Here is a 26,615-nt window from a genome sequence, read left to right as displayed (position 1 = left end):
CTAGAAAAAAGAAAAGGAAGATTAAATATGAATTTGATTAGAAAACAAAATAATATTTCTAAATTGACCTTAGGAGGAGTTTTAGTAACCTTAGGGGTAGTTTATGGAGATATTGGAACTTCACCACTTTATGTAATGAAATCTGTTTTAAATGGTAATGGCGGTTTAAGTAACGTATCTGAAAGTTTTATACTTGGAACTTTATCTATGGTTTTTTGGACAATTACCATTTTAACAACTATAAAATATGTTCTTATAACATTAAATGCAGATAATAAGGGCGAAGGTGGAATCTTTTCTCTTTTTACTCTAGTTCGTAGGCGTGCAAAGTGGCTTATAGTTCCAGCTATTATTGGTGGTTCTACATTACTAGCTGATGGAATGTTGACTCCTGCTGTAACTGTAACTTCAGCAATTGAAGGACTAAATCTAATACCAAGTTTTAATGAGGTTTTTGGGAACAATCAAAATAATATTGTTGTAATTGTAATAATAATCATAAGTGCTTTATTTTTTATTCAACATTTTGGAACTGATTTAATTGGAAAATTATTTGGTCCAATTATGCTTATTTGGTTTTGTGCTTTAGCTTACTTTGGAATTATTAATATGTCTCATGATTGGACACTATTACGTGCATTGTCTCCATATTATGCAATTAAAACACTTTTTAGCAGTGAAAATAGACTAGGCTTCTTTATACTTGGTAGCATATTTTTATCATCCACAGGCGCTGAAGCTCTTTATTCAGACCTTGGGCATGTTGGAAAAGATAATATATATGGGTCTTGGCCCTTTGTTAAGATATGTTTACTATTAAATTATTTTGGTCAAGGAGCTTGGATACTGGCAGCTAAGAATAGCACTGAATATGCTGATATAGAAGGCCTAAATCCATTTTTTCAAATGGTTCCTGAAGGACTTTTAATATTTGCTATAGTAATTTCAACTTTAGCTGCAATTATCGCCTCACAAGCTTTAATTTCAGGCTCCTTTACACTTGTTTCTGAAGCAATTAAATTGAATCTATTCCCTAGATTACATATTATGTATCCCTCTAAGTCTAAAGGACAGTTGTATATACCTTCAATTAATAAGCTTTTATGGATTGTTTGTATAGGAATAGTTCTCTACTTTAAAAATTCAGAACATATGGAAGCAGCTTATGGTCTTGCAATAACTGTTACTATGTTAATGACAACAATTTTATTGTTTAACTATTTATTAAAGAAAAAGACTCCACTTATTGTTGCGATATGTATACTTATTTTCTTTGGAGTAATTGAATTTTGTTTCTTTATTGCAAATATAGTTAAATTTATGCATGGAGGATTTGTAGCTGTTTTAATTGCCTTAGGAATACTAACAGTTATGATTATTTGGATTAAAGGTCACTATATTAAGATGGGATTACTAGAAGAAGTTCCAATAGAAGATTATAAGGATCAATTAAATCAATTACGTCAAGATGAGGATCGTCCTAAGTATGCAACAAACTTGGTATATTTAACAAGCTTAGGAAGCCGAAAATATATTGAAAGAAAAATAATGTACTCCATTTTAGACAAAAGGCCTAAAAAAGCAAATGTTTATTGGTTTGTAAATATTGATGTTACCGATGAACCTTATTTAGCTGAATATAATGTAGACACCTTTGGAACATCTTACATTGTGAAAGTTCGATTAAAGCTTGGATTTAGAGTAGAACAAAAATTAAATGTTTTCTTGCGCCAGATCTCAAATGAATTAGTTGAAAGCGGTGAAATAGAAATGCAAGCTAGAACTTACACAACTATGCCCGATAGAAAAATTAGTGACTTCCGATTTATTTTAATTCAAGAACATCTTTCTTATGAGTCAGAATTAAAGTCTTGGGATTCACTTATACTTAGATCAAAATTATTAATAAAGAAAATTACTGTTACTCCAGCAAGATGGTTTGGACTTGAAACTAGTGATGTTTATATTGAAAAAGTTCCATTATTTGTAGGACATTCAAATCCTGTAGTTTTAAAAAGAAGTAAAAAATAAAGAATAAAAGTGTTATAATTATTATACTGTTTAACTATAATTTAGTAATATGTGAATATAGTGGTACTCATAATAAAAGGGGGATACGTAATGAATAAAAAAGAGGTTTTGGGATTGACTTCCTTAGCATTTTCAATTGGAGTAGTTTTTGGATTTATTATTTCACCAGTTAAAAATGGTGTTGGTAATAATTCAGGTAATACTACAAATAATTATTACAATAAAGAGAAGTCAAGCGACAATGAAGAGATTCCAAGTGTTGCTGAATAATGAATGTAAAGAGGCTGTTACATTAGCATTTTGAAAATGCTAATGCGACAGCCTCTTTAAAAAATAAAGAATTAATTTTCCTGTAATACTTTCAAACTTCATTTTATTTTTTAATGTATTATATATCTTCTATTTTCCATCTTTTATTTTCATAAATCTTTTTTTATATAAATTAGCCAAATAACCACTACTTAAGTTATCTTAGCCAGTAAAAAGAAAAAAAACCTGGTAAGCACTAAATGCTATATCAGATTTTGATATTTTATCTATAAGCGTAATTTAATTTTAATAATGAGGATTTACTAATATTCAGCTGTCAAATCTCTCGATGCTTATTATTACCTAACAAATAAACTTAGCTTAACTTTTCCTCATTAGCAAAATTGTAATATCTAGCATATTGTCTTGAAGTTTAGCAAATACTTGCCCTCCCATCTTTTCTATTAAAAGCTTTGTTATATAAAGCCCTAACCCAGTACCATGTTTATTACGAGCTTCATCTCCAGTATAAAATTTTTCAAATAGTTTAGTTGGATCAAACATTTTATTTTGAAAAATACCATTTTTAAAACTTATATTAATCCATTCAGATGCAGTTACAGTTATACTAAGATCGCCATTGCTATAACGCAATGCATTTATCAATAAGTTATTTATAATTCTTTCTAACATCAATTTATCCACATAAGCATAATCTACTTCCTTTGAAATTTTCAATTTTGGGACTATATTTCTCTTGTCAAATTCTTCAAAGTAATTAAGTACACATTCAGTAATAACCTTTGAAATATTGACCCTTTGGAAATTTGGTTTATTTTCACTTATTTCCAAAATAGAAAGCTCATAGAAATCACAAATTAATTTTTTTAATCCATCACTTCTATTTAATACTATTTCAACAAATTCATTTTGTTCACTATTAAGCTTTGATCTTTTCAGAAGTTGTAAATATCCAATAATAGATGTTAATGGTGTCCTTAAATCATGTGAAATACTCAAAATTGCTTCCTTTAGTTTTTTTTCCCTTTTTATAATATCCAAATTATGTTTTTTTTGATTTAGAATATTTTTATTTATTATAGAAGCTAAATTAATAACATCTTTATTAATTAAAGCGATATTTATTTTTTCAACTTTATTTTTTTGCAATTGATTTGATATAGCTCTTATCTGCCTTTTTATTAGATATAAATGAAGAAATAATATAATGATTATGCATATGAGAATTATTAGTATAATATTGGTTATGAACATATTATTTCTCATATTTATCTAACCTCTATTTAATTTCTGCTTTATCAAAAATTATATAAGTTAAACTTAATGTTATAATTGTTATAATTAAAAATGATAAAAATATTACAAATATTTGTTGATAGCTAATTGTGGCGATTGATATATTTTTCAACTGTGCTAAGGTTGTAACGTTGATTACACTCTTTAAAATTGGAATAACATCTCCTATTAATGACTGAAAAAACGAAAATAAAATTGGAAATAATAATGAAGCGCAAATAGTTTTGGGAATATCTTTAAAAATAAAAGCAAAAAGTACGAATACACTATTTGTTCCAATATTTAAAATTGAACCTAATAAAGCAACCCTTAATATATAGCAGAATGAAAGAAAAGTAAATGGTTCACCCCACCCAAATTTAATTGTATTAATAATAGTAACTGTAATTGGATAAAGTAACATAATAATTGTTGTCCCCATGAAAAAGCCTAACGATTTTGCTATAATTATTGAAATACGGCTATGTCCAGAAGAAAGATAAGACTGAATTGTCCTATTTGAAAAATCAGCCCCTATATAAAGACCTGCAAATACAGCACATACAAAATACATAAAAATATCTTGAAACGCTTTTTCATAACTTAATTTTCCACTGCTTGAAACTCCTTGCTCAGCAAGTATTCTAATCTCAGAAAAAGCGCTTAAAACAGATAGCAAGATTACAAGTAGTAATAATACTTTGAGTGTCTTTTGCTTTTTCAATTTATATAATTCTAACTTAAATAGATTTAAAATTTTCAACACCTCCAATAAGATTAATGAAATAATTTTCTAAACTGTCTCCATTTACATTAATCTTTTTAATTATAATTTCACCTTTTGATAGTGTATTAATAACCTTCTGGACATCATCAACATAATCATATAGTAAGATGCTATCATCAGGCATAATTTTATATTTTTTTATACTAAGTGATTTTTCTAAACTTGCTATTGCAAGTGAAGTATTATCTACTGATATAGCAATATGTTTTTCACATTCTTTATCTAATTCTTCTTTTGTTATTGTTCGTAAGATTTGCCCTTTATGAATAATAATATAATCTGTTACTAATTGGTATAACTGCTCCAATATATGGCTAGAAATTAAAATGGTAATATTCTTGTCACGTGCTAAACTAGCTATTAAATCTCGTATTTCTATCATGCTAATTGGATCTAACCCATTTGTAGGTTCATCCAGAACAAGAAACTCCGGTTCATTAAGTATAGATATTGCAATACCTAAACGCTGTTTCATTCCCATTGAAAAATCTTGCACTTTTTTCTTTCCTGTATCCTGTAACCCAACAGCAACTAAAGCTTTCTCACTTGAATCTTTACTCGGAATTCCGTAAGCTATTCGTGCTGCTTCAATGTTCTCATATGCTGTCATATATGGATAAAAAGCTGGTGTTTCGATCATAGATCCCATACGTTTTCTTTCTTCTATTAATCCTTTTCTATCTGATACCCCAAACATTTCTATATACCCAGAATCAGCGATAGAAAGACCTGATATAATTCTCATAACCGTAGTTTTTCCGGCTCCATTCTGTCCAACAAATCCATATATTCTACCTTTTTTTATAGTAATATTTACATTGTTTAAAACTTTAGTTTGATTATATTTTTTATTCAAATCAATTGCCCTTAAAATAATTTCTTCCATATTCAAATACTCCACTTTCTTTTATTTTATCTTTCTCCAAATAGAGCCCCTTATAAATTACTGAATATTTTTTAACATAGGTTTATTTAGTGTTGATTTCCTGTTAATATAACTATATCGCACTCCCTGTTATTAAAATTTTTCTTAACTATTAGTTTGGATTTGAAAATCATCCTATACTTTTATCATAATAAGTAATTCTAACAAAATCCTTACAAATTAATAAAAAAAATATAAATACTTACTTCGACAAACGATATCCTAAGCCCCAAAGAGTTTCTATATATTCCATATGCGGATTTGCAACTTTTAACTTCTGTCGTAATCTACTAACATATACATTAATAGTATTATCACTTACAATATAATCTTCATTCCAAATGCTTTCAAATAAATTAGCCTTAGAAAATAATTTTTGAGGATTACATAAAAAGAGTTCTAAAATTTTATATTCAGTTGCTGTTAATTGAAGTACTTTTCCACCAACCTTTACCTCTTTTTCAAGCAAATTCATTTCGATATCCTTATTTTTAAGTATACACTTTTGTTCTTCTTTGTTTTCATTTCTACTACGTCGCAAGTTTGACTCAACTCTAGCTACAATCTCATCAAGATCAAATGGCTTTGTTATATAATCATCTGCTCCTAATCGAAGTAAATCTACTTTAATCTGTGTTGTTTCTTTGGCAGAAATTACAAGAACTGGAACTTGTGAAAATGTACGAAGCTCACTTAAAATTTTATCTCCACTCATAAAAGGTAACATTAAATCTAGTAATACTAGATCAAATTTTTCTGATTTTAAATATCTTATTCCATCTAATCCTGTAAAGGCAGAAGTTGTAAAATAATTATTATCTTCTAATACCTTACAAATAAGTTGATTAATTTCTTTATCATCTTCTAAAACCAAAATCTTAATCATGTCCTACTCCTCCCTCTTTTTATTCATACCTATAACAATAGCTTATAAATAATACATTGTTGTATAATTTACATAAAATGATTGATCTATTTTGTTAACTTCATGTAAAAACAGATTAGTATTCCACTACTTTATAACACTATCAATCCATTTCATTACTATAATTCAATGTTTTTACAATAATATTATACTGTAATTGTTTCTGTAATAAAATAATTTAATTCTAATTGTTACTGCTATTCAAATATTGATTCACATTTAAAGAAATAAGTTGCATATATTAGTTGATATATTTTCAAGTATAGAACATTATTTTTTTATACGTTACTTTTTTCAAGAATACAGCTAAAAGTTCTTCTACCTAAACATGAATAATTGTAGAATACTTGTATCAAGATTTTTAACTTTTTACTAAAGATCATCTGAAATCAATAATCTATTATTAAACTTATCAAAAAGATAGAAGAAAAACTATGAAGACTTATGACACCAAGCAGTAGACATAATGTAGACATAATGAAGATACAAAAAAATACTGCAATGTTCCAATATGGAATTACAGTATTTTGAACCATAAAATATCTTTATTGTTAAAATTAAATTTAAAAATCTAAAAGTATAATATATAGCTATTGCTTCACTCTATATAAATTGAATAGTATTTTTTATCTTAGCTACTTTTAAAACGTTTTAAATATGGTTTAATTTTAGAAATCAATTTTATTAATATTTCTAACCACTACTGCATCATCACAGTTGTATTATCTTTTATATGTTTTAGTTCAAAACAGTAACTATATTTTAAATTACAAAACATGGTTGGACAAATTACATGTAGAATTGCAATTTCACATAAATATTCATGCATTTTTTTTTGGCGTTTTAGTTCTTCTAATTCTTCCTCGTGACTAGAAAATATATATCCCTATTCCTTAAAGATTTCATTAGATTCTCGCCTATAAATTTCTCATCTAAATTCTCCATACTTTTTATACGTTCAATTTTTCCTTTTGTTTCTGTATCAATTACATCAATTGCTCCAAATAATGCATTTAACATTAAAGTATTTTCACCATCTAATTCATATAATGAGATATATTTTGTTAAAACACTCATTTGTTTCCTCTCCTTGATATAATATTTTAAAGAAACTACACAAAATAGGTAATTTCCTACCTTATGTAGTTTCTTACTAATGAAAAACATGCTCTAAATAATCTAATTTTATTTTAAATTATCCAAAATATGTTAACAAACTAATTATATTCGCCAACAACATAAACATGTAATATACTCTTCACGAGCTTCTAATTCTTCGATTTCAACTTCTGTCCATAATGTATTAGTTTCATTAATTTCTTTCATCCAAAGCCTTTTTAGTATCAATTTCAAGAATAACTGCCTTATCATCAATGTCTTTTACCAACTCTTTGAGCGTAGTCTCCATATCATTCTATAAATAATAATATTGCCTTCCATTTGGTAGATGATTCTACGCACTTTCTTTTACTGTCTTCTTCGGTACAACATAATGTACAGCGGAATGAAAAAAGGACATAACATCTCTTTCTAAAATAAAATGAGTTTCCCCTCACTTTATCCTTCAATAGATGCTTGTCCTGTATATAATAAGTCTTTGTTTCTTTATTAGTTTACTGCTATAGCTCTTTTGATTCTTATTTAAGGATACAAATAGAGATCAAAGCGCATTTTACCAGCATATTCTTAAGAATATAAGAATACTAGAATATCACAATATATGAATATTAGAATATGATTTATCAGCAATAAATCATATCTATCTTATTCTTGTCTCATAATTTCAATAATTTCTCCAATATAAAGATTATGATAATCCTTATCCTTATAAAATTTTTCTTCCAAATCATCCATAACAAAACTGTCTGGAGTAATTGTTTGACAGCTCATCTTTTTGCATACTAAAACTATTGAAGCTTCATCAATATAAGGAACTCCTTCATAATAACCTACTGTAACATTGGCTCCTTTAATCTTATTTTCATCTCTTCCAGATACTGTTCCCATATATCTTAGTACTTCACCATATTTATTAGGCTCAAAAAATGAAAGAGAAAAGGAATTTGAAGCATCTATAAATTCCTTTGTGTAACGACTATTTCTAACTACGATATAAGCTACATTTTTCCTCCACATAACTCCTAGTCCACCCCATGATGCAGTCATGCTGTTTACTTTTCCATCTTTTTCTGCTGTAATAAGCATGCTATCTTTTCCTATCATCTTAAATGGACTAAAATGAAAAGAATCTGCTGAAATTGATTTAAATTTATTCATAAATATACCCCCAAACTAAAATTTTAAAATCTATATATAAATTTATATATTAATGCTTTCCATCTATTCTACATGCAATAGGTTGATCCCACATATCCTTTGAAATTACATCAGAATACTCTTCTTCATTCTTTTTAAACCAACCATTAGCATATGAACAAGTAGCTGTTGTTTTAAGTTTATTTTCTCTTAGATAATTTACCATAACCTCCATTATTTTGCCAGCTACACCTTTTCCTCTTAGCACTGGATTAACATAAACGTGATCTATATCTATTTCTCCATTATTTTTGTGGGTAAAGGTTGCTTCTGCCATTAAGTCACCTTTTTCATCTACACTATATATCTTGTTGTTTTCATATTTCCAATCCATATTCTGCCTCCTTATTTAGTTTATCTATTAATAATAGTTATAACTTAATTTTAGCAACAATATACTCATTTATCAAAATTTCTTTTTAGCAGTAAGATATTTATATTAGTTTTTCAGGTACAAACTTAGAGGAAATCTTCTTTATCAATATATAATCGAGTAACAAAATAACAACTCCCCCTATTAGCATTGCAAAGTTATTAAGTAAAAACATACCTGTCATTTGGCCTATTAATATAAGAATCACTGGAATGACAAGAAGTCCACTTACCTGTTGAGCTTCTTGAAAACTTTCAGATTTTGCTGATATTCTCACAGTAAATATTAAGGATAATAAATTCATTGCAGGAGAAATCAATATTATAATTATGAGCCATTTTACATCTGGAAATATAAGTCCTCCAAAATATATAAAACCTCCTACATTAATTATTATTCCAAAGACTACAAACGAAATTAAAGTTACAATATAAGAAGGTATAAAAACTCCTAAAATCTTTGCCCTAAGAAGTTCTTCCATAGATATCGGTGTGTAAAGCAAAGATTCCAAAGTCTTATGTTCCTTCTCTCCAACAAAACTACTGGCTCCAATAACTGCTGAGCACATTATTGGAATTATAAGAAAGTATGACGGAAACATAAAATCTATAATTATTTTTATTAAAAGCTGAGCTTGATTGTAATCTGCATATTCAGAAGGTAATTTTTCTATAAGAGGAGCCATCTTTGTAAGCATACTTGAATCATTTCCCATAAATTTTATACCTATCAACATCCCTAAAGGTATAATTACTACCATAATAAGTGGGACAATAGTCATAGGCATAATAACACGTTTTGCTTTTGTTATTTCATTTATATCTTTCCATATTAAAGCTTTTTCATTTCTATTCATATTCTAACCACTCCATAACCTTAAATATTAGAATTTCCTTTTATATATTTAAAATACAATTCTTCTAAAGACCATTTCTGCTGCATGGCTTCATAAATTTCACCGCCATTTGTAAGTATGCCTTGTATTAAAAGATTTGCCTCTTTGTCTCCTAAAATAGGTTTACTATATATATCATTACCTTCATGGATAAGCCCAAATTCTTTAGAAATATTTTTCCCTCTAACCCTTAACCTAAGACCAGCATTTTTTCTTGAGGCAAGCTCATGAAATGTACCAAAGCCTAAGATATTTCCATCATTAATAAAACCATATAAAGTACAGATATCTTCAGCATATTTTAATTGATGAGTGCAAAGAAAAATTGTAACCTGATTTTCCTCAGCAAGCTCTTTTATAAGCCTTGTAACATTTAGTGCATTTTCTGGATCTAAGCCAGAGGTAGGTTCATCAAGGAATAAAATCTTAGGATTATGAATTAATGCTATTCCTAAAGAAATTCTCTTTCTCATTCCTGTACTAAATGACTTCACTTTTTTATCTTTTACATCTAGTAAATCCAGTCTTTTTAATATAGTATTTGTACTTTCTTTAAGGGATCTTTCTTCAACTCCATGCATCTTTCCAAAAAACAATAAATTTTCTTCAGCAGTGAGATTTTCATAACAGGAAGAGCTCTCAGTCATAACTCCACATAATCTATGAATATCCAGATTATTTTCATTTGCAGGAATTCCTAAAATCTCAGCATATCCTGAGGTTAAAGAAAGAATTCCATTTAAAATTCTAACTGTAGTTGTTTTTCCAGAACCATTAGGGCCAAGAAAGCCAAATATCTCACCCTTTGGTATACTTAAATTTATATTTTTTAATACATTAGTCTTTCCATCATAGGATTTACTAAGATTTTCTATATTTATTGCATTCATAAATTATCTTTAGTAAGAGATTGTATTACAACTTATCAAACTCTTACTAAAGTTCACCTCCTTTGAATATAGACACTTTTTAATGTCTAATAAGTTATTATAGTAGATTCAAAAAATCTTTCTTGAAATTCCACTAATGCTTTTATCTGATCTTTGCTATATTTGTTTAATTCTTTACAAACCACTAATTTATCTTCAATATCATTTATTCTTTTTATTATTGCTACAACATATCCTTCATATGTTTCTAAAGGTTCAAATTCTCCAATAATATATACATCAATCTCTTCCCCATCTCCTGCTGTTGTATTAGGGATAAAGCCATAATTTAAAGAGTATATAAAGTTATGTTTAGGGTGCTTAGAACCCAATGGTCTGTCCATTTTAACTTTAACAAATTTACCTAAATAAGATTCCATATAATTCTCTCCTAATCTTTTATTTTCATCTCTCATTTATTAAACGCATAATTAAAAAAAAAGTTCAAAAACTTTTTGATATATTTTGAAAGATAAAAATGCCACCAGACTTTCTAAATCCGATGGCATAAATAATGTATTTATATAATGAAGTTACGTTAAACTTATAAAGCACATGCTATTTATATAATAATTTATCTTATCTTGCTAAACTTGTTATAAATTCTACTATTTTGGGATCATAATGAGAGAAAAATGCACTCTCCTTTTTATCCAACTTAGCTATTATAACTATATCATCCTTTGATAACTTGAAATCAAACACATCAAAATTTTCAATCATTCTATCTTTATTTACTGTTTTAGGAATGACAACTACACCTCTTTGAATTAAGTATCTTAAGGCAACCTGTGCATTGGATTTATTATATTTATCTCCAATTGCCTTAAGAGTTCCATTCATGAACATATCATTTTTACCTTCAGCAAAAGGAGCCCAAGACTCAATTTGTACGCCATATTTATTCATAATTTCTTGAGCTTTTACTTGTTGATTAAATGGATGTGTCTCAACTTGGTTAATTGCTGGAACAATTTCATTAAATTGAATTAAATCAATTAATCTATCTGGATAGAAATTACTAACACCTATGGCTTTGATTTTACCGTCTTTATATAATTCTTCCATAGCTCTATATGTTCCATAGTAATCACCAAAAGGTTGGTGTATCAATAATAAATCTAAATAATCTAATTGGAGTTTTTTTAATGATTCTTCAATAGATTTCTTAGCTTTTTCATAGCCTGCATTAGAAATCCATACCTTTGTAGTGATGAATAACTCTTCTCTAGGTACCCCTGATTTCTTTATTGCTCTTCCAACAGCCATTTCGTTGCCATAAGCTTGGGCAGTATCAATTGAACGATAACCTACACTAATTGCATCTAACACACATCTTTCACATTCTTCTTGCTCTACGATCTGATACACTCCATAACCTAGTACTGGCATTTTTACACCATTGTTCAATTTTACATATTCCATACTAATTTCTCCTTTATTCAGATTTTTCCTAACTAGATAGAACTTCTAAGTCAACTCTTTTATATAATGTTATAGCTTCTTAGAAAATCTTTGTCATTTATAATATTTTCGTATTTATCGTCTCTTGCTATTTTATGATCTTCTGAAAATGCAATAGCTCTATTAAAAATGCCTTCTACATATTCAAAATCATGAGTTGCACAAATTATGGTTTTACCGCTTTTATTCAGAGCCGCTAATAACTCATTTAAAAATCTTTTTCCTTTTGGATCTATTCCATTCATTGGCTCGTCCAAAATTATCACTTCTGGATTCATGGCTAAAACACTAGCAAGTGCAACTCTTTTCTTTTCTCCTGCACTTAAATTATATGGATGTTCATCCTTAAGCTTTTCTATGTTAAGAAGACTTAAACAATCACCTACTCTTTTATCCACCTCATCCTCAGAAAGTTCCATTTGCAAAAGTCCAAATGATACTTCTTCAAATACAGTAGAACAAAATAACTGAGTGTCTGAATTCTGAAATACAAATCCCAGCCTTTTATGAAATAACTTTAAGTATTTGGTATCCTTTAATGTTTCTTCATTTATTTCAGTATCATCAAATATATACTTACCTTTGTTTGAAAAAATAATGCCGTTTAATAATTTTAAAAAAGTGGACTTCCCACTTCCATTTGGTCCAATAATGGCTATAGATTCACCTTCATTTATATTAATATTTACATTATCAAGAGCTATTTTATTTTTATATGCAAATGAAACATTCTCTATTTTTATCATGAAAATTCCCCTTAACTTTTTACTACTGTACATAAAAATAGACTAAACAAAATTATATTTATGAGCAAATATGCATAGTCTATTTTCTTGAATTTTAAATTTACCTTTGTAGAATATTCTCCTATAAACCCTCTACATTCCATAGCATGGTACATCTCTTCACTCATTTTATAAGACTTAATAAATAAATTTCCCATTATTCCTGTGAGAGAATTATATTTATTTAAAGTTATGCCAATTGACCTAAGTTTTAATGCATATAAAAGATTAATAGAATATTCTCCTAAAAGAACTATATATTTTATGGTTATATCTATAATCAATATAAATGTATCTGGTATAAACAATAGTTTTAATGACTTACTAATCTCACTCCATTTAGTATTATGGGATAACAAATTTATAAGTAATATAGTTATAAGTAGCTTTTGAAAAATTACCAAACTATTAAGTATATTCCCATAAAACATAGATGGAAGTAATGCTATTAAAGTTAGTAAAGGAAATATTAGACTTTTAGCCATTATCCCCTTTCTTGATTTCTTTTCCATGAGAAAAAGGTTAATCAACACATATATATCTACTACCAATGTATATTGAAAACTTCTTGAAAGAGATACACAAAGTATAATTACTATAATACTTATGACCTTCAATGTTGGATTTATTGAATAAATTAGTTTGTCTTGATCTTTACTTTGTCTGATTATAGAAATTGTCTTAATTAAGGAGAAAATGCTTTTTTCAATGTATGAGTTTTTTTCCTTCCTTGGGATATAATTATCCTTTTCTGAAAGCCATTTTGGAATCATTTAATCACCTTTTTTATTTCTCTTGAAATTTACTTTGCCCATAACCATAAAAATGATCAATATGAATAATACTCCTAATAAGGCTGATAAAATATATCCCAAATATTCATTAAAAAATCCAAAGTTATAATCTGGAATTGGAGAATTAAATTGTAGTCCTTCTTCCATCCCCTTTGGTATAAAGCCTATAATATTCTGTATTTCTTCTGTTCCCCATTCTCCCCAAGCTGTTCCGCTTGCTAAAAGACCTAATGGAGTAGCTATAATAAGAATTGATATTATAATGTATAAAGGTTTTATTTTGCTTGTTTTTCCTTTGTATATTATATCTGGGGATACTTTTTTTATATAACTATAGGCACCTACAGTAATTATCCCTTCTAAAATTCCAACTAATAATAAATGAGGTATCATCATAGCTGGAATAGAAATAGCCAAACTATATGGACTATATAATGGCAAGCCTAAAGAATCTTTAAATAAAATTGGTTGGATACCAAATTCAATAGCTGCAAGTAACGCTGCCATATTTACAGAAATATATCCTCCAAGAAATGCTCCAATATATTCTCCATTTTGTGTTTTAAAGATTTTTTTTGTTAGTTTAAATAAATAAAACGCTGTAAATGGCATTATAAAAGCCATATTAAAACAATTTACTCCTAGCGATAAAATCCCTCCATCTCCAAAAAATAATGCCTGAATTACAAGAGCTATAGTAACTGTTATAACAGCAACATAAGGTCCAAGCATAATAGCAACAAGAGCACCTCCAATAGCATGTCCTGTAGTTCCTCCTGGAAGAGGGATATTAAACATCATTATTAAAAATGAAAAAGCTGCTGCTACCCCAAGGAGAGGCATTTTCTCTCTTGTTATTTCAGCTTTTATTTTTAAACTTACTTTTCTCCATATAGGTATCATAATTGCTCCAAAAACAGCACAAGTTGATGGGCTTAAATAATTATCAGGTATATGCATAAACAAATCCTCCTTAGAATCAATTATATTAATTAGATTGTTACCTTATTAATGTTTTTTTAACTCTAAGTCAAATCTTATTAAACTAAAAAACCTCTTTACACTTTTTAATTTAAAATAAGTGTAAAGAGGTCTTAATTTTATATTTTTATATCTATTATGTAGAAAATACTAATCATCTATTCTTTTTACTTCATTTATTTTCGTAACTATGCCTTTTTCATATCTTTCTATTTTATAATCTAGTCGTTCTAATGTTGCCTTCATATTTTCCATTTTTTCTTTCAGATGCTTACGTTGTTCCTTTAATATATTCTTTCTTGCCTCGATAGTTTCATCACCCTCTTGAAAGAGTGCAACATATTCAATTAATGCTTCAATATGTTAGAGTTAACTCTAAGTCAAGTGTTTTTTGTATCTACAAAATTCTTTAAATAAAAATAAGAAGGAGCAACCACAATCTAGGTTTCTCCTTCTTTTATATTCTTATATTTATTTAATCACTACTAAACTTCTGAAAGTGTTTCTATAATTTTATCAGTGAATTCAGTTGTTCCTAATTGTCCGCCTAAATCACTTGTAACATACTTACCTTCTCCAAGAACTTTTGAAATAGCTTTCTCAATTTTATTAGCAGCCTCTGTTTCTCCTAAGTATCTTAGCATTTGAACTCCAGAAAGCATCATAGCTGTTGGGTTTGCTAAGTTTTTCCCAGCAATAGTTGGAGCACTTCCATGTACAGCTTCAAATATTGCTATATCTTTTCCAAGATTTGCACCAGGTGCAACTCCTAAGCCACCAACAAGACCAGCACATAAATCAGATACTATATCACCATAAAGATTAGGTAATACTAAAACATCGTATTTTTCTGGATTTTGAACTAAGTTCATACACATTGCATCTACTATCATGTCTTCAAATTCTATGTCTAGGTACTCCTTTGAAATCTCCCTAGCAATATTTAAAAACATACCATCAGTACATTTCATTATATTAGCTTTATGTACAGCAGTTACTTTTTTTCTTCCTTCTTTTCTTGCAAACTCAAAAGCATATCGTATAATTCTTTCACAGCCTTTTCTAGTAAATATCTTAATACTTTCAGCTGCATCTTCCCCAATCATATGTTCTACACCTGCATATAGATCTTCAGTATTCTCTCTTACTATAATAATATCCACATTTTCATATCTTGATGGTATACCTTTATATGTTTTAGCAGGTCTAACATTAGCATATAAATCGAACTCTTTTCTAAGTGCAACATTAACACTTCTAAACCCTGTCCCAACTGGTGTTGTGATTGGTCCTTTTAAAGCGATTTTGTTATTTTTTATAGATTCTTTTACAGATTCAGGTAATGGAGTTCCATGCTCCTTAATCATATTTTCTCCTGCATCTTGTATGTCCCAAGTAATCTTAACTCCTGTAGCATCTATTAGCCTTTTTGTTGCATTTGCAACCTCAGGCCCGATGCCATCTCCTGGTACAAGTGTTATCCTATACATTGTAATGCCCCCTTTTGTAATTTAATACTCATAGTGATTATATCATATATTATTTTTCTTTTTCCATCTTTATTAAATATTTTCTGCCATTACTTATTATCACCACTGTTTGAGGGGCGAACTTATTTCTATATATGAATAAAGCAAACTTTTTCCGTGAATAATAAAAAATGAAGGTGGTGATGTTAATGGGTAGCTCTCAATATAATAGAAACAAGAATGACAAGAGCAATGTTGATAAAATGAAGGGAAGAAATAATCAAGATAAAGGTAATAATCAAGTAAAATCAGTTTAGTAACTAAAAAAGAAAAGCTGAATGACTATGCTTATTGTTAGTCATTTAGCTTTTTTACTAGTTAATACTACTACGTCTCTATTCTTCATAACAAATAATAGGCGTACCTTCTTCTATATTATTAAAAATTGTTTTAGCTAAATATAATGGTGCATTTACACAGCCATGAGTTCCATTTCCTTTATATATATTCCCTCCAAAGGAATATCTCCAGCTTGCATCATGTATTCCTATATTTCCGTTAAAAGGCATCCAATAAGTTACCTTTGACTCATAATTATCACCTCTTAAGGTTGAGTCTTTTTCTTTGTAGTTAACCATATACACCCCAAGCTTTGTGGAATTTCCTTTACTTGGATCACCTGTTACCACTTCACCTTGAGTTATAAGTTTCCCATTTTTATAAAACCACAAATGTTGTCTTGTTATATTAATTTCTACATAAGAACTTCCAATATCATTTTCTTCTCTACATACACCCTTTTGTGAATATATAGGTTCCTTTTCAAGAGATTCGCCCTGTTTTATACTTTCTAATAGTGATTTTTTCTCAGCAGCACAATTAATTTTCCATCCATAAAAGCCACCGTTAACCTCTATGATTTTACCAGTTGATGCTTTTATTTTTCTCGAAATACCAACTGTGTCATATTTTTTGCCTAAAGCTTCAACATATTCCTTAATTAGTTTTTCGTTTATAACTACATCTAAATTTTCATCAACACTGAGCCACTTATTTATTGTATCACTATCTAGAATCTCTCTCTTGTCTCCAAATAAATAAGTTATTTTTGCTGATATACATTTATTAAGTAAATTCTTAGTTGTCATAGTTTTTCTTGAACTTAAAGTGTATTTTGGATTGTCATAACAGAGATTTTCATCTAAATCTAAGGTTATGTTTCCTTTTGATATACTTAAGGTTATAGCTTCATTTAACTTATCTTTATATATCTTATTTCCATATACTTCTTTAACTTCTTCGTAGGAACCATTTGAATATTCAAAGCTCACATTTTTAGGTTCTATAACTTCTTTGTTTAGACAATTTAATTTACTTATTCTATTTTCTAAAGCTTCTTTATTATAAAGAAATAAATCATCTAAATAATATTCTTGGTTACTAAAAAAAGAACTTATCCACTTAAATTGATTTTGTTTTTTATGAATTTCTGAAATATTATTTTTCTCATTATACTGCATTCCTATATCTTGTCCTAATATTTCTTCTGTTTCTCCATCCCTTTCTATCAATTTTAACTTATAATCTTTTATATAAGTTTTAATTATATTGTTTGTATCATCTAGTGATTTTAAAGATACATTTACTCCATTTATTGTTGTATTAAAAAAATAATGAGTTGTAAACAATAATGATATGAGTAAGTATGATAACATAATGGAAGCTACTATGATAATTATCTTTCCTATAGGCTTACTTTTTAAAACTGCTTTTATACTTTTCATATATTGATATCCTTCATCAAAAATACTTTCTATTATAAACATAATAATTAATTTATATTATGATTGTATTTTTATATTAATACCTAGTATGTTAATTATTCACCATTTTCACTATACTGGCACTTGAAGTTTGTAAACTCCCCATAATTGGTACAGTTTTTATCATAGGCATATAAACCAATAATAACACCTGTAAATCCTCCAGCAACCTCAGAAGAGAGATATTTAGTTTGTGCCTTGCCAAGATAAATTTGTTTACCTTCCTTTTCAATAAAGAAGTTATAATAAGTATTGTTTGCAGAAATAACAAGTGAAGCTGTATTTATATCTTTTAAATCCACAACTTTTTCTATAGATTTAATATCACCAATATTTAGCCCTTCAATAACCTCATATCCATTCTTCTTTTTTCGTATCGCTAAATCGTAATGATGATTTTCATCCATATATAATGTAATACCTGCTTCACCTTCTGATATACTTACATCACAAGAAATAATTGCATTGAAATCTTTTTGACGTAGCCCTATGAATGTTGGTGAATCCACTTCATCAAGGGTTATTTCAGTTCCTTTCAGCTTTAACATATTCTCTTCAAGTAAATAATTTTCAAAATGAGGCAGACGTAAATAGCACCAATCCTTATCCCATTCTGTATTTTTAAAGGTATAGCATTTTTTCTCTCTTTGGATAACCCTATCATTTATTCGATTTGTATCAAAAGTTTTGATTGTTGTACCTTTATCTCCTGCTGTAAACCAATCATCCTCTCCAAAGGTAACTGGTGTAAGAAAAACTTCTCGTCCCAAGTGATGATATGGAATCCATTCATCTATTTGACGGAAACCAAGATGAAGTATCCACCAGTTTCCACTATTATCTTGAACAAGATCTCCATGACCCACTGCTTGTATTTCATAAGCACCTAAATTACGGTTTGTGAGAACAGGATTATAAGGATATGCTTCAAAATCACCATAAGGAGATTCTCCACGTGCATAAGTTACCATATGACCAAACTCGGTTCCTCCTTCAGCTGCCATAAGATAATATTTTTCTCCTATTTTATACATATGGGGACCTTCAAGAAAACGACCACCTGAACCTTGCCAAATTGTACGACTTGATGTTAGCTTTTTACCTGTCTTAACATCAATTTCACACTGAACTATGCCACAGATCCCATTATCATCTTTCCCATTGCTCATAAAATATGTTTTGTCATCTTCAAAGTATAAAGAAGGATCTATTCCTCCTTGATCTACATAGATAGGCTCAGACCATTCCCCGTAAATATCTTCTGTCACTACATAAAAGTTCTGCCCAGTAGAGCTATTGGTAGTAGTCATATAAAAAACTCCATTAAAATACCTTATTGTTGGAGCAAAAACTCCTCCAGAACTTTTTACTTTATTTAATTCTATCTGGCTTTTTCTTGTAAGACAATGTCCAATTTGCTGCCAATTAATAAGGTCCTCACTTTGGAATATTGGAACGCCCGGAAAATATTGCATTGTACTGCACACAAGATAATACTTATCCCCCACTTTGCATACGCTAGGGTCAGGGTAAAATCCTTTAATTACAGGGTTATTATATTTCATTTTCTATCCTCCCATTATATAAATAAATTTAATTGTTTATAAGTAAGATTTCTTTTAAATTAAGTTGTTACAATACTTATAGCATAAAGCTCAATTCTAAAATACCCATATTTTATGCTATTAAATACCTACATTTTAAATAATTTAACTTAATTTATTTACAACTAAATCGTTTGTTCCTCCCGATATATACATTTTATACTAATTAAGCATTAATTTTCTTTAAAAGGATACGAGTATATAACTATGAGGAAAAATAATTAAATTTAAGGAGATAAAAGATATGTCAATAAACATTCCATCATATTATTACACAGATATTTACAAACATGTTAAAGGTGAAAGTATAAAAAGCATAAATGCTAAAATAGCTAAAGGAAATCCTAATTTTGTTCATGATTTACAAAATGGTCGTCCAAAATTAAATACTTTAAAAGCCATTGATTTAAGCACAAAAGAGGGACAAGCTTCTGTACATCTATCAGATGAAGAAAAGAAAAACATCGAAGAAGCTAAGAAAAAACTAAGGAATGTAAAGATAGATTTTGATGAAATTGAAAATAGAACTCCTGAATTAAAAGTTATAGTTAAAAATAAAAATGGCGAACCACTTGCCTATTATGACTTTGAAAATTGCATAAATAATATGAGTGAATTAAGTGACAAGCAGAAAGAAACCCTTGCAAATGCAATAATTACCTCAACAGAGTCCCTACAAGGTCAGCAGCAAGATAGTAATACCTTTGGTATGCACATAAGTCAAACCCAAATGGAACTTAAATATATATCAGAGAAGCTTGTACCTGAAAAATATCGTGAGGAATTTAATTCTATATCAGATAAATACGTTAATAATGAAACTGATAAATATACAAAAATCTTAGAAACATTTGAGACAGCTATTATGAATTCAACAGATCCCGCACTTATTCAAGCTGGTTGGAGAGAAAAAGCAAAACAATCCTTGGATGAACTTAAAAATGGAACTGATGATTTTCATACAACTAAAAGATACTATGATGAACTTTATAGAAATATTGATTTGACAAATGATGATAAAATCAAAGACCAGCTATCCTCAGTATACAACAAGTTTCTGGCTAAAGGAGAATATGATGGAGATGCTCGAGTTAGAGAAGTTAAGTATCTTAGTGAAAAATGGAATGCGGTTATAGATTCTATGAAAGGTTCTAGCAATTTAAAATTCACTACTGCTTTAAATTCTCTTGCATAATTTAAAGTAATTTAAAACTTAATTTAAGCAAAAAGTAGACATGCCTTTCTATGTCTACTTTTTGTTTTTCTAATATAGCTCTTTACTTAAACACTAATCATAAACTATCTCCCACCTAAAGAAAAATATATTTTCTACACAATTTCTACATAAATTTATTTTAAAATACTAATAATAACTTGATTTAGATTATGACAGGAGAAAAAAACATGAAAAATTTAATTTACAAATATTTAGTTTATGTTATTTATTTCTTAGGAATAGGAATGACATCTAGCGGTATAGTGTTAATGCCTTTTAACATGATGAGATACTCTATTATATTGTTTATTGGTCTTAGCCTTTTTATTATAGGATCAGTTTTTAATGAAGTTGTAATAAACCAAAATCACATGTCTCCTACGGAAAGTATAAAACTTGTTATATTTTCGTTAACCTTGGCTATAGGTATAGGTATGATTAGTGGAGGAATATCACATTTTAAAGAAAGTCCTAAATATGTTTCTTATCTAATTCCTCTTGGGATAGTTATTTCTTTTATAAGTTTTGCCATTAAAAACAACTTCAATTTAGAAAAGAAAGAAAGATTTACTGTTTTAATTGGTGTTATTATTGTTGCCATAATAATTTTCGTAGGATTATCCTTAGCTTCAAGTAATATGGGAATGATGAATGATATGACTCCAGGTGGAGATATTTTTAAAGGTGGTCATTAGAAATTAAAAAAGCATCAACTTTTTAGAAGTTGGTGCTTTACTTTATATTAAAGTTAGACATTACTTTTATTCCATGATCTATATGTCAGAATTACTGATATTTAATACACTTATTTTTATTGTGACTTCTACAGAGCTTTATTAACTTCTAGGTGCATACATAATTACAAGAACCCCAACTAAAACTATTAATCCTCCAAGTATATCAAATTTATTAGGTATTACATTATCAACTTTCCATCCCCACAGTATAGATAAGACAATAAATACTCCCCCATAAGCAGCATATACCTTTCCAAAGTTAGAATTCGAAGGTTGTAATGTTGGAATTACTCCATACAGAATTAAGATTATTCCTCCTATAATTCCATATTTTCTCCTCGTTATTTATCTTTAAATTTCACATTTACCATCAGAACAAATTCCAGAGTTTGAATTTCTATCATCTGATAAAATATCTACTTCCTGCACAGAAGATTCTTCTGCTTTTACTTTCTCAAGAACTTCTAAAAATAATTCAGGTGGTTGTGCTCCAGATACTGCATATTTATTGTTAAAAACGAAGAAAGGAACACCTGTTATATTAAGTTTTGAGGCAGTCTTTTCATCATTTCTTACATTAGTGCCATACTCCTCTGATTCTAAAACCTTTAAAGCTTCTTCTTCATTAAGGCCTACCTCTCCTGCAAGGACAGCTAATACTTTGTGATCAGAAAGATTTAAGGAATCTACAAAATATGCCTTTAATAATCTTTCTGCTAACTCATTCATCTTACCTTCAGTTTTTGCATAATGTGATAATCTATGAGCATCAAAAGTATTTGTTGGAATCAAATCATCAAAGTTAAAATTAAGACCAACTTCTTTTGCTTGTTCTACTAGCTTAGCATTTGATCCTTTAGCTTGTTCTAATGGTATTCCATATTTTTTAGCTATAAGCTCATGAATATTTTCATCGTATTTCTTTTTAGCTCCTGGATCAAGTTCAAAGCTCTTAAAAATCACTTCAACTTCATCCTTGTGTTTAAATTTATTTAAAGCTATTTCTAATCTTCTTTTTCCTATATAGCAAAATGGACATACAAAATCGGACCATACTTCTATTTTCATTTTCATTCCTCCTAAAGATTTGTTTATTAAATCAACTTGCAAACTTTTTTCAAGTGATTTGTATTATCAGTATATATCATTTTTAGCGCCTTTAGCAATAGAAGAAATTTCTAGTATTCATTTTTACTAAATTGCATTACACAAAAAAACACCGACCATTCTAATTTACTGAAAATCCATTATTGATATTCCTCTAAACTTAACAGGTGTTGAAAATACTATTTGAGTTTCAGTATTTCCATATTTCTGAAGATGACTTATTAAAACATCTAGTTCAACCGTTCTTTGATAAGCTACCTTAATAACCATAGAGTAATTTCCTGAAACACAGTTACATTCAATAACATTTGGACATGCTTGGATAAACTCACAAAATTCTGCTTTTAACTCTGGAGTCATAGTTAAATTAATAAAAGCTACTATATTATATCCTAATTCTAATTCGTTTATTGAAGCATGATATCCTGTAATTACTCCAGCTTTCTCAAGCTTTTCTATCCTTGCTGATATTGCTGCTGCAGTTAGAAAAACTTCTTCTGAAAGTTTTTTTAGAGGATACCGTGCATTTTCTTGTAAAAGTTTTATAATTTTCAAGTCTACCTTGTCCACAATAACACCACCAATTTTAAATTTCGACACCATTCCGTACCATTCATATTGTTTTAATATGTTATGAAGTATACATATTTTTACTATTTATGTCAATATATTTTTGTTATTTTCTTACATTTTGTTAAATGTTCTAATATAAGGAGATTTTTTTAGATAATATCTAATGCTTTTAACGTCTAACACTATTTATTCACTATAAAAAATAATGAACCAGCTTACTTATGATATGCTAGTTCATTACACCTTTTCAATGCATTATTAATAATTATGCATATTATTATATTTTACTTTCTTATAACATAGTATAAAAATTGAAATAATTTTTAATAGTAGATTTATTTATATAAGTTATTAAGTAAGTTTAATCACAACTTTGCAGTTACTCTATCAATCAGAAATTTTTATTTCATCTATTTTAGCTCCGTCTTCCAAGTTTTTAGCACTTTTTATCATTTGCCCACATATACTCCAATAGACTTCCATATCACTAACTTCTAAGTTTGCTACTTCATCATCTTCTCCAAGGAAAAAAATTATTATCTATAATATGGAACACTTACCCTTTTATACTTACCATATTATTTTCTTTCTTTTTTTGCTTATTTTCATTAATACCTACCCTACTCTGTAAATAATTAAGACTAAATATAAAAGTTGTACTTCCACAAGGCTTTCCTCTTGCGATAATTGCCATCTTACCAAATATTAATACGACTAATCAGTAACTCAGCTAGCACTACCATAAAAAATAGATAGCACATACTCCTTTTTATCTAAAATTTCTCCTTTTTCAAATAATCGTTACATCTATTTTTTAATATATTTAACTATATAAAATCAATTAAAAAATAAGAAGTATCGATACTTTAAATAGAATCAATATTTCTTATTAATCTAGAACTTTTAATTTAATCTTTATATATTACTTTACACTCATTCGAAACACATTCTACTAATATTTCTTTCAACTTTTCAGTCTCATTGGGCATAATATCATTTAAATGACTCCATCCATTAAATATAAGTATTTTAGGCAAAAGAGTTTCTTCCAAAAATTCTCTTAACGCATACCAATTCATTACATAATATTGTGAAAACTCTAATTTTTCTTTTAAGACTTTGTGTAACTCGGGTAAGGAATTTATATTTCTACAATTTATCTCCACCTTGTCTTTCTGTCCATATTTTTGTTTTAATATATTTATTATATTATCATCAGTTTCCATATAATCAATAATTTTTTCAATATAGCCATCATTAATTTTATTAAACTCATCATAATTATTGCATAATAAATACTCTTGTAGTTTATTTTTGAGACTAGCAACCTCTCTATTAGCACTATAATTAGTAGAAATCATTTCATAATATATAGTATCAGAAAATAGTCTATTTAATTCATCATCATTACCATATACCCATTCTTCAAATTCTCTATTTGATAAATAATCTTTTGTATATAAACCTATAACTTCTATTACTTTCATAGTTCCTCCTTTATATGTCCTTACTCTCTGAATAAATTATTTTTCTTATTTCTATTAATATTCTCCAACCTTAAATACTGTTTCATAATGATTATAAGTTCCATATATTAACCCATCATTTGAATAAACTATTCGATATCCAGGATTTTTGCTTCTTCCTTTAGTGTAATCCATTCCCACATCTGCTTCATACCAAGTTCTTCCTTGTTTATTAGGCAAAACTCCATCATCATTTCTAAATATATCACCACCAATTTTCTTATCAGGTGCATAATTATTTAATGCTTTATTAGGTTTCCAACCCAAATTTATAGCATCTTCTTTCGGTATATAATCATTTGGTAATTTTCCAGTAGACTTTAATGAATCTACTAAATCATTTCCATATTCCGTTACTTTATATTCTTCTTTAAGTTTTGCATAATTAACTACATTATGTGCCTCATCAAGTATTTTGGAGTTTCCCACTCCCTCTACAATATCTTCAAATTCGTCACTATGCTTTACTAATGTTCCAACTTCATCAGTATATTTCAAAGACCCTATAACTGGGAAAAATGCCATCGCATCTAGAAACGTTTGTCCTGCATGTCCCCATGACCATTCCCAATTAACAAAATCTGCACTGATATCTCTTATGTCTGCTGGTAAGTCAAGACCAGCTAAACCAAGTCCAACTTGAGCACCAGTCCCTAGTACTGTTACATCATCTGTATAATTCCCTAGTACAACCTGATCAAGAGATTTATCAAAATAGCTTTTTTCTTTTTCAAAATTACTTCCACTAATAGCTAAATTTCCCAATCCGTTATTTCTACAATACTTATTATATCTGCTATCAATTGATGTTTTCAATGTTAATCTGCGATACTTACTTTTTCCTTATAATCTTTCAATTTTGGACTAAAATGCCACTCTTATTCACAGGCTTTTAAGTACAAAAAAGTAATGAACCAGCTTACTTAATTTCGCTGATTCATTACACCTTTTCACTCCATTATTAATATTATGTAGTGAAATTTCTTTGGAGTTTAATTTATTTTACTAAATGACATAAGAAACATATTTTTGTATTAACTTATTCTAAATTAAAGCATACAGTTGATATATTACTCATATAAACTTAATATATCATTTATGCATCAATACTTTACTTGTCTCCCGTTATTTCTCTATATTTAGGAAATACTTCATGACATTTTATTGGATATGGTATTCCAGAATAGAATGCTTCAAATTCTCTTTTTGCCTTTATAAAATCATCTTTAAATTCAGCATAATTATATATATCTATTTTTTTCCCTGTAATTAAGTCTAGTATCCCTTTAATCCCAAAACAAGAGTTAATGCTAGATAATAGCACCATTAACTTATCAATTACTTTTTCTGAATTTGGCTTTGCTATTCTCATATATACTCTTAACTGATTTTTAATATTACTTATGTTTTCTTCCCCATATACTCCTTTATGTATTTCATATGGATTCTCCATTAATACCTCAATTATCCCTTCTTCATAAGAAAAATCTATATTTATTCTTCCACAAATATTGTCTTCACTTACCAATATGCCACCTAGCTCTAATAATTTTTCTTTTATAGCTTGCTTACTTTCTTTTTTTCTATATTTACGGCAAATCTATATGCTTCTACTCCCATACTTTACCCCTCCCAAATTGGTAAACTTCAACTGTTCTATTTTTTCACCATTAAGTAGCTTTTTAATTTCAACTAATTGATTGAGTATTATTTATAGAAAATCAAATTCAAAGTTTGGATGACAAACATGAACCTATGACACAATCCTTATTAAAATATTTCTCTATGAAGTTATTAAAAAATTTATTTC

Annotated in this window: 27 protein-coding genes and 2 pseudogenes; 4 read left to right on the top strand and 25 right to left on the bottom strand. The window is 28.3% G+C overall.

What is annotated here, in order from left to right; all coding sequences use genetic code 11:
• Nucleotides 1–27 precede the first annotated feature (27 nt).
• Both FAY47_RS04020 and FAY47_RS04015 read left to right on the top strand, forming a co-directional pair.
• Nucleotides 28–2,031, top strand: coding sequence for a KUP/HAK/KT family potassium transporter (locus tag FAY47_RS04020; protein ID WP_143315138.1), 2,004 nt, complete (start codon nucleotides 28–30; stop codon nucleotides 2,029–2,031).
• A gap of 90 nt (nucleotides 2,032–2,121) precedes the next feature.
• A complete protein-coding gene (locus tag FAY47_RS04015) occupies nucleotides 2,122–2,301 on the top strand; it encodes a hypothetical protein (RefSeq protein ID WP_143315137.1) in 180 nt (59 codons plus the stop codon).
• Between the two features lie 360 nt (nucleotides 2,302–2,661).
• Here the strand turns inward: FAY47_RS04015 and FAY47_RS04010 are convergent, their stop codons facing one another.
• The 18 genes and pseudogenes from FAY47_RS04010 to FAY47_RS03925 all read right to left on the bottom strand — a co-directional run bounded on the left by FAY47_RS04010 (nucleotide 2,662) and on the right by FAY47_RS03925 (nucleotide 19,607).
• The gene (locus FAY47_RS04010; RefSeq protein ID WP_207706217.1) at nucleotides 2,662–3,450 is read right to left on the bottom strand and encodes a HAMP domain-containing sensor histidine kinase; all 789 of its coding nucleotides are present in this window, start codon (nucleotides 3,448–3,450) and stop codon (nucleotides 2,662–2,664) included.
• Nucleotides 3,451–3,580: 130 nt separating this feature from the next.
• A complete protein-coding gene (locus tag FAY47_RS04005; RefSeq protein ID WP_185966712.1) occupies nucleotides 3,581–4,339 on the bottom strand; it encodes an ABC transporter permease subunit in 759 nt (252 codons plus the stop codon).
• Complete coding sequence (locus tag FAY47_RS04000; protein WP_143315134.1) at nucleotides 4,317–5,249, bottom strand: ATP-binding cassette domain-containing protein; 933 nt, start codon at nucleotides 5,247–5,249, stop codon at nucleotides 4,317–4,319. The genes FAY47_RS04005 and FAY47_RS04000 overlap by 23 nt, the downstream gene beginning before the upstream one ends.
• A 241-nt stretch (nucleotides 5,250–5,490) precedes the next feature.
• Nucleotides 5,491–6,174, bottom strand: a complete 684-nt coding sequence (locus FAY47_RS03995; RefSeq protein WP_143315133.1) for a response regulator transcription factor — start codon at nucleotides 6,172–6,174, stop codon at nucleotides 5,491–5,493.
• An 891-nt stretch (nucleotides 6,175–7,065) separates the two neighbouring features.
• The gene (locus FAY47_RS03990; RefSeq protein WP_143315132.1) at nucleotides 7,066–7,290 is read right to left on the bottom strand and encodes a hypothetical protein; all 225 of its coding nucleotides are present in this window, start codon (nucleotides 7,288–7,290) and stop codon (nucleotides 7,066–7,068) included.
• Between the two features lie 687 nt (nucleotides 7,291–7,977).
• A complete protein-coding gene (locus FAY47_RS03985; protein ID WP_143315131.1) occupies nucleotides 7,978–8,490 on the bottom strand; it encodes a flavin reductase in 513 nt (170 codons plus the stop codon).
• 49 nt (nucleotides 8,491–8,539) lie between these two features.
• Nucleotides 8,540–8,863, bottom strand: a complete 324-nt coding sequence (locus FAY47_RS03980; protein WP_143315130.1) for a GNAT family N-acetyltransferase — start codon at nucleotides 8,861–8,863, stop codon at nucleotides 8,540–8,542.
• A 100-nt stretch (nucleotides 8,864–8,963) separates the two neighbouring features.
• Nucleotides 8,964–9,758: an ABC transporter permease subunit gene (locus tag FAY47_RS03975; protein ID WP_143315129.1), complete on the bottom strand. Its 795-nt coding sequence runs from the start codon at nucleotides 9,756–9,758 to the stop codon at nucleotides 8,964–8,966.
• Nucleotides 9,759–9,778: 20 nt separating this feature from the next.
• Nucleotides 9,779–10,687 carry an ABC transporter ATP-binding protein gene (locus FAY47_RS03970; protein ID WP_143315128.1) on the bottom strand — a complete coding sequence of 303 codons (909 nt, stop codon included), beginning with the start codon at nucleotides 10,685–10,687 and terminating at the stop codon, nucleotides 9,779–9,781.
• Between the two features lie 86 nt (nucleotides 10,688–10,773).
• Nucleotides 10,774–11,106, bottom strand: a complete 333-nt coding sequence (locus FAY47_RS03965) for an inorganic diphosphatase (RefSeq protein ID WP_143315127.1) — start codon at nucleotides 11,104–11,106, stop codon at nucleotides 10,774–10,776.
• 199 nt (nucleotides 11,107–11,305) lie between these two features.
• Nucleotides 11,306–12,151 carry an aldo/keto reductase gene (locus tag FAY47_RS03960; protein WP_143315126.1) on the bottom strand — a complete coding sequence of 282 codons (846 nt, stop codon included), beginning with the start codon at nucleotides 12,149–12,151 and terminating at the stop codon, nucleotides 11,306–11,308.
• 59 nt (nucleotides 12,152–12,210) lie between these two features.
• Entirely contained in the window at nucleotides 12,211–12,936 is a 726-nt protein-coding gene (locus FAY47_RS03955; RefSeq protein WP_143315125.1) for an ABC transporter ATP-binding protein, read from the bottom strand.
• An 11-nt stretch (nucleotides 12,937–12,947) separates the two neighbouring features.
• The gene (locus FAY47_RS03950; RefSeq protein WP_143315124.1) at nucleotides 12,948–13,748 is read right to left on the bottom strand and encodes an energy-coupling factor transporter transmembrane component T; all 801 of its coding nucleotides are present in this window, start codon (nucleotides 13,746–13,748) and stop codon (nucleotides 12,948–12,950) included.
• Nucleotides 13,749–14,729 carry a cobalt transporter CbiM gene (gene cbiM, locus FAY47_RS03945; RefSeq protein WP_143315123.1) on the bottom strand — a complete coding sequence of 327 codons (981 nt, stop codon included), beginning with the start codon at nucleotides 14,727–14,729 and terminating at the stop codon, nucleotides 13,749–13,751.
• Between the two features lie 171 nt (nucleotides 14,730–14,900).
• Nucleotides 14,901–15,110 (bottom strand): annotated as a pseudogene (locus FAY47_RS03940) (MerR family transcriptional regulator); the annotation flags it as partial.
• A 125-nt stretch (nucleotides 15,111–15,235) separates the two neighbouring features.
• The gene (locus FAY47_RS03935; RefSeq protein ID WP_143315122.1) at nucleotides 15,236–16,240 is read right to left on the bottom strand and encodes an isocitrate/isopropylmalate family dehydrogenase; all 1,005 of its coding nucleotides are present in this window, start codon (nucleotides 16,238–16,240) and stop codon (nucleotides 15,236–15,238) included.
• Nucleotides 16,241–16,614: 374 nt separating this feature from the next.
• Nucleotides 16,615–18,003: a L,D-transpeptidase family protein gene (locus FAY47_RS03930; RefSeq protein WP_143315121.1), complete on the bottom strand. Its 1,389-nt coding sequence runs from the start codon at nucleotides 18,001–18,003 to the stop codon at nucleotides 16,615–16,617.
• Between the two features lie 95 nt (nucleotides 18,004–18,098).
• Complete coding sequence (locus FAY47_RS03925; protein ID WP_143315120.1) at nucleotides 18,099–19,607, bottom strand: glycoside hydrolase family 43 protein; 1,509 nt, start codon at nucleotides 19,605–19,607, stop codon at nucleotides 18,099–18,101.
• A 283-nt stretch (nucleotides 19,608–19,890) separates the two neighbouring features.
• Between FAY47_RS03925 and FAY47_RS03920 the strand changes: the two genes are divergently transcribed.
• Together FAY47_RS03920 and FAY47_RS03915 are read left to right on the top strand one after the other, a co-directional pair.
• Entirely contained in the window at nucleotides 19,891–20,841 is a 951-nt protein-coding gene (locus FAY47_RS03920; protein WP_143315119.1) for a hypothetical protein, read from the top strand.
• Nucleotides 20,842–21,050: 209 nt separating this feature from the next.
• Nucleotides 21,051–21,557, top strand: a complete 507-nt coding sequence (locus tag FAY47_RS03915) for a hypothetical protein (protein WP_143315118.1) — start codon at nucleotides 21,051–21,053, stop codon at nucleotides 21,555–21,557.
• Between the two features lie 141 nt (nucleotides 21,558–21,698).
• On the opposite strand, the pseudogene FAY47_RS03910 reads toward FAY47_RS03915, so the two are convergent.
• The 7 genes and pseudogenes from FAY47_RS03910 to FAY47_RS03885 form a co-directional block, all read right to left on the bottom strand.
• Nucleotides 21,699–21,929, bottom strand: a pseudogene (locus FAY47_RS03910) (YnfA family protein); the annotation flags it as partial.
• A gap of 21 nt (nucleotides 21,930–21,950) precedes the next feature.
• Nucleotides 21,951–22,667 carry a DsbA family oxidoreductase gene (locus tag FAY47_RS03905; protein ID WP_143315117.1) on the bottom strand — a complete coding sequence of 239 codons (717 nt, stop codon included), beginning with the start codon at nucleotides 22,665–22,667 and terminating at the stop codon, nucleotides 21,951–21,953.
• Nucleotides 22,668–22,832: 165 nt separating this feature from the next.
• Nucleotides 22,833–23,276 (bottom strand): Lrp/AsnC family transcriptional regulator, encoded by a 444-nt coding sequence (locus tag FAY47_RS03900; protein ID WP_143315116.1) that lies wholly within the window; start codon nucleotides 23,274–23,276, stop codon nucleotides 22,833–22,835.
• Between the two features lie 559 nt (nucleotides 23,277–23,835).
• Nucleotides 23,836–23,973 (bottom strand): hypothetical protein, encoded by a 138-nt coding sequence (locus tag FAY47_RS20605; RefSeq protein WP_207706216.1) that lies wholly within the window; start codon nucleotides 23,971–23,973, stop codon nucleotides 23,836–23,838.
• A 214-nt stretch (nucleotides 23,974–24,187) separates the two neighbouring features.
• Nucleotides 24,188–24,766, bottom strand: coding sequence for a barstar family protein (locus FAY47_RS03895; RefSeq protein ID WP_143315115.1), 579 nt, complete (start codon nucleotides 24,764–24,766; stop codon nucleotides 24,188–24,190).
• A gap of 54 nt (nucleotides 24,767–24,820) precedes the next feature.
• The gene (locus FAY47_RS20600) at nucleotides 24,821–25,621 is read right to left on the bottom strand and encodes a ribonuclease domain-containing protein (RefSeq protein ID WP_207706215.1); all 801 of its coding nucleotides are present in this window, start codon (nucleotides 25,619–25,621) and stop codon (nucleotides 24,821–24,823) included.
• Nucleotides 25,622–25,916: 295 nt separating this feature from the next.
• Nucleotides 25,917–26,333 (bottom strand): AsnC family transcriptional regulator, encoded by a 417-nt coding sequence (locus FAY47_RS03885; RefSeq protein WP_243129539.1) that lies wholly within the window; start codon nucleotides 26,331–26,333, stop codon nucleotides 25,917–25,919.
• Nucleotides 26,334–26,615: the final 282 nt, after the last annotated feature.

This window comes from Clostridium sp. HBUAS56017 (assembly GCF_007115085.1).
GTDB classification, from domain to species: domain Bacteria; phylum Bacillota; class Clostridia; order Clostridiales; family Clostridiaceae; genus Clostridium; species Clostridium cibarium.
The sequence above is the reverse complement of the archived record's forward strand: the minus strand, read 5'-3'. Positions and strand labels throughout refer to the sequence as shown.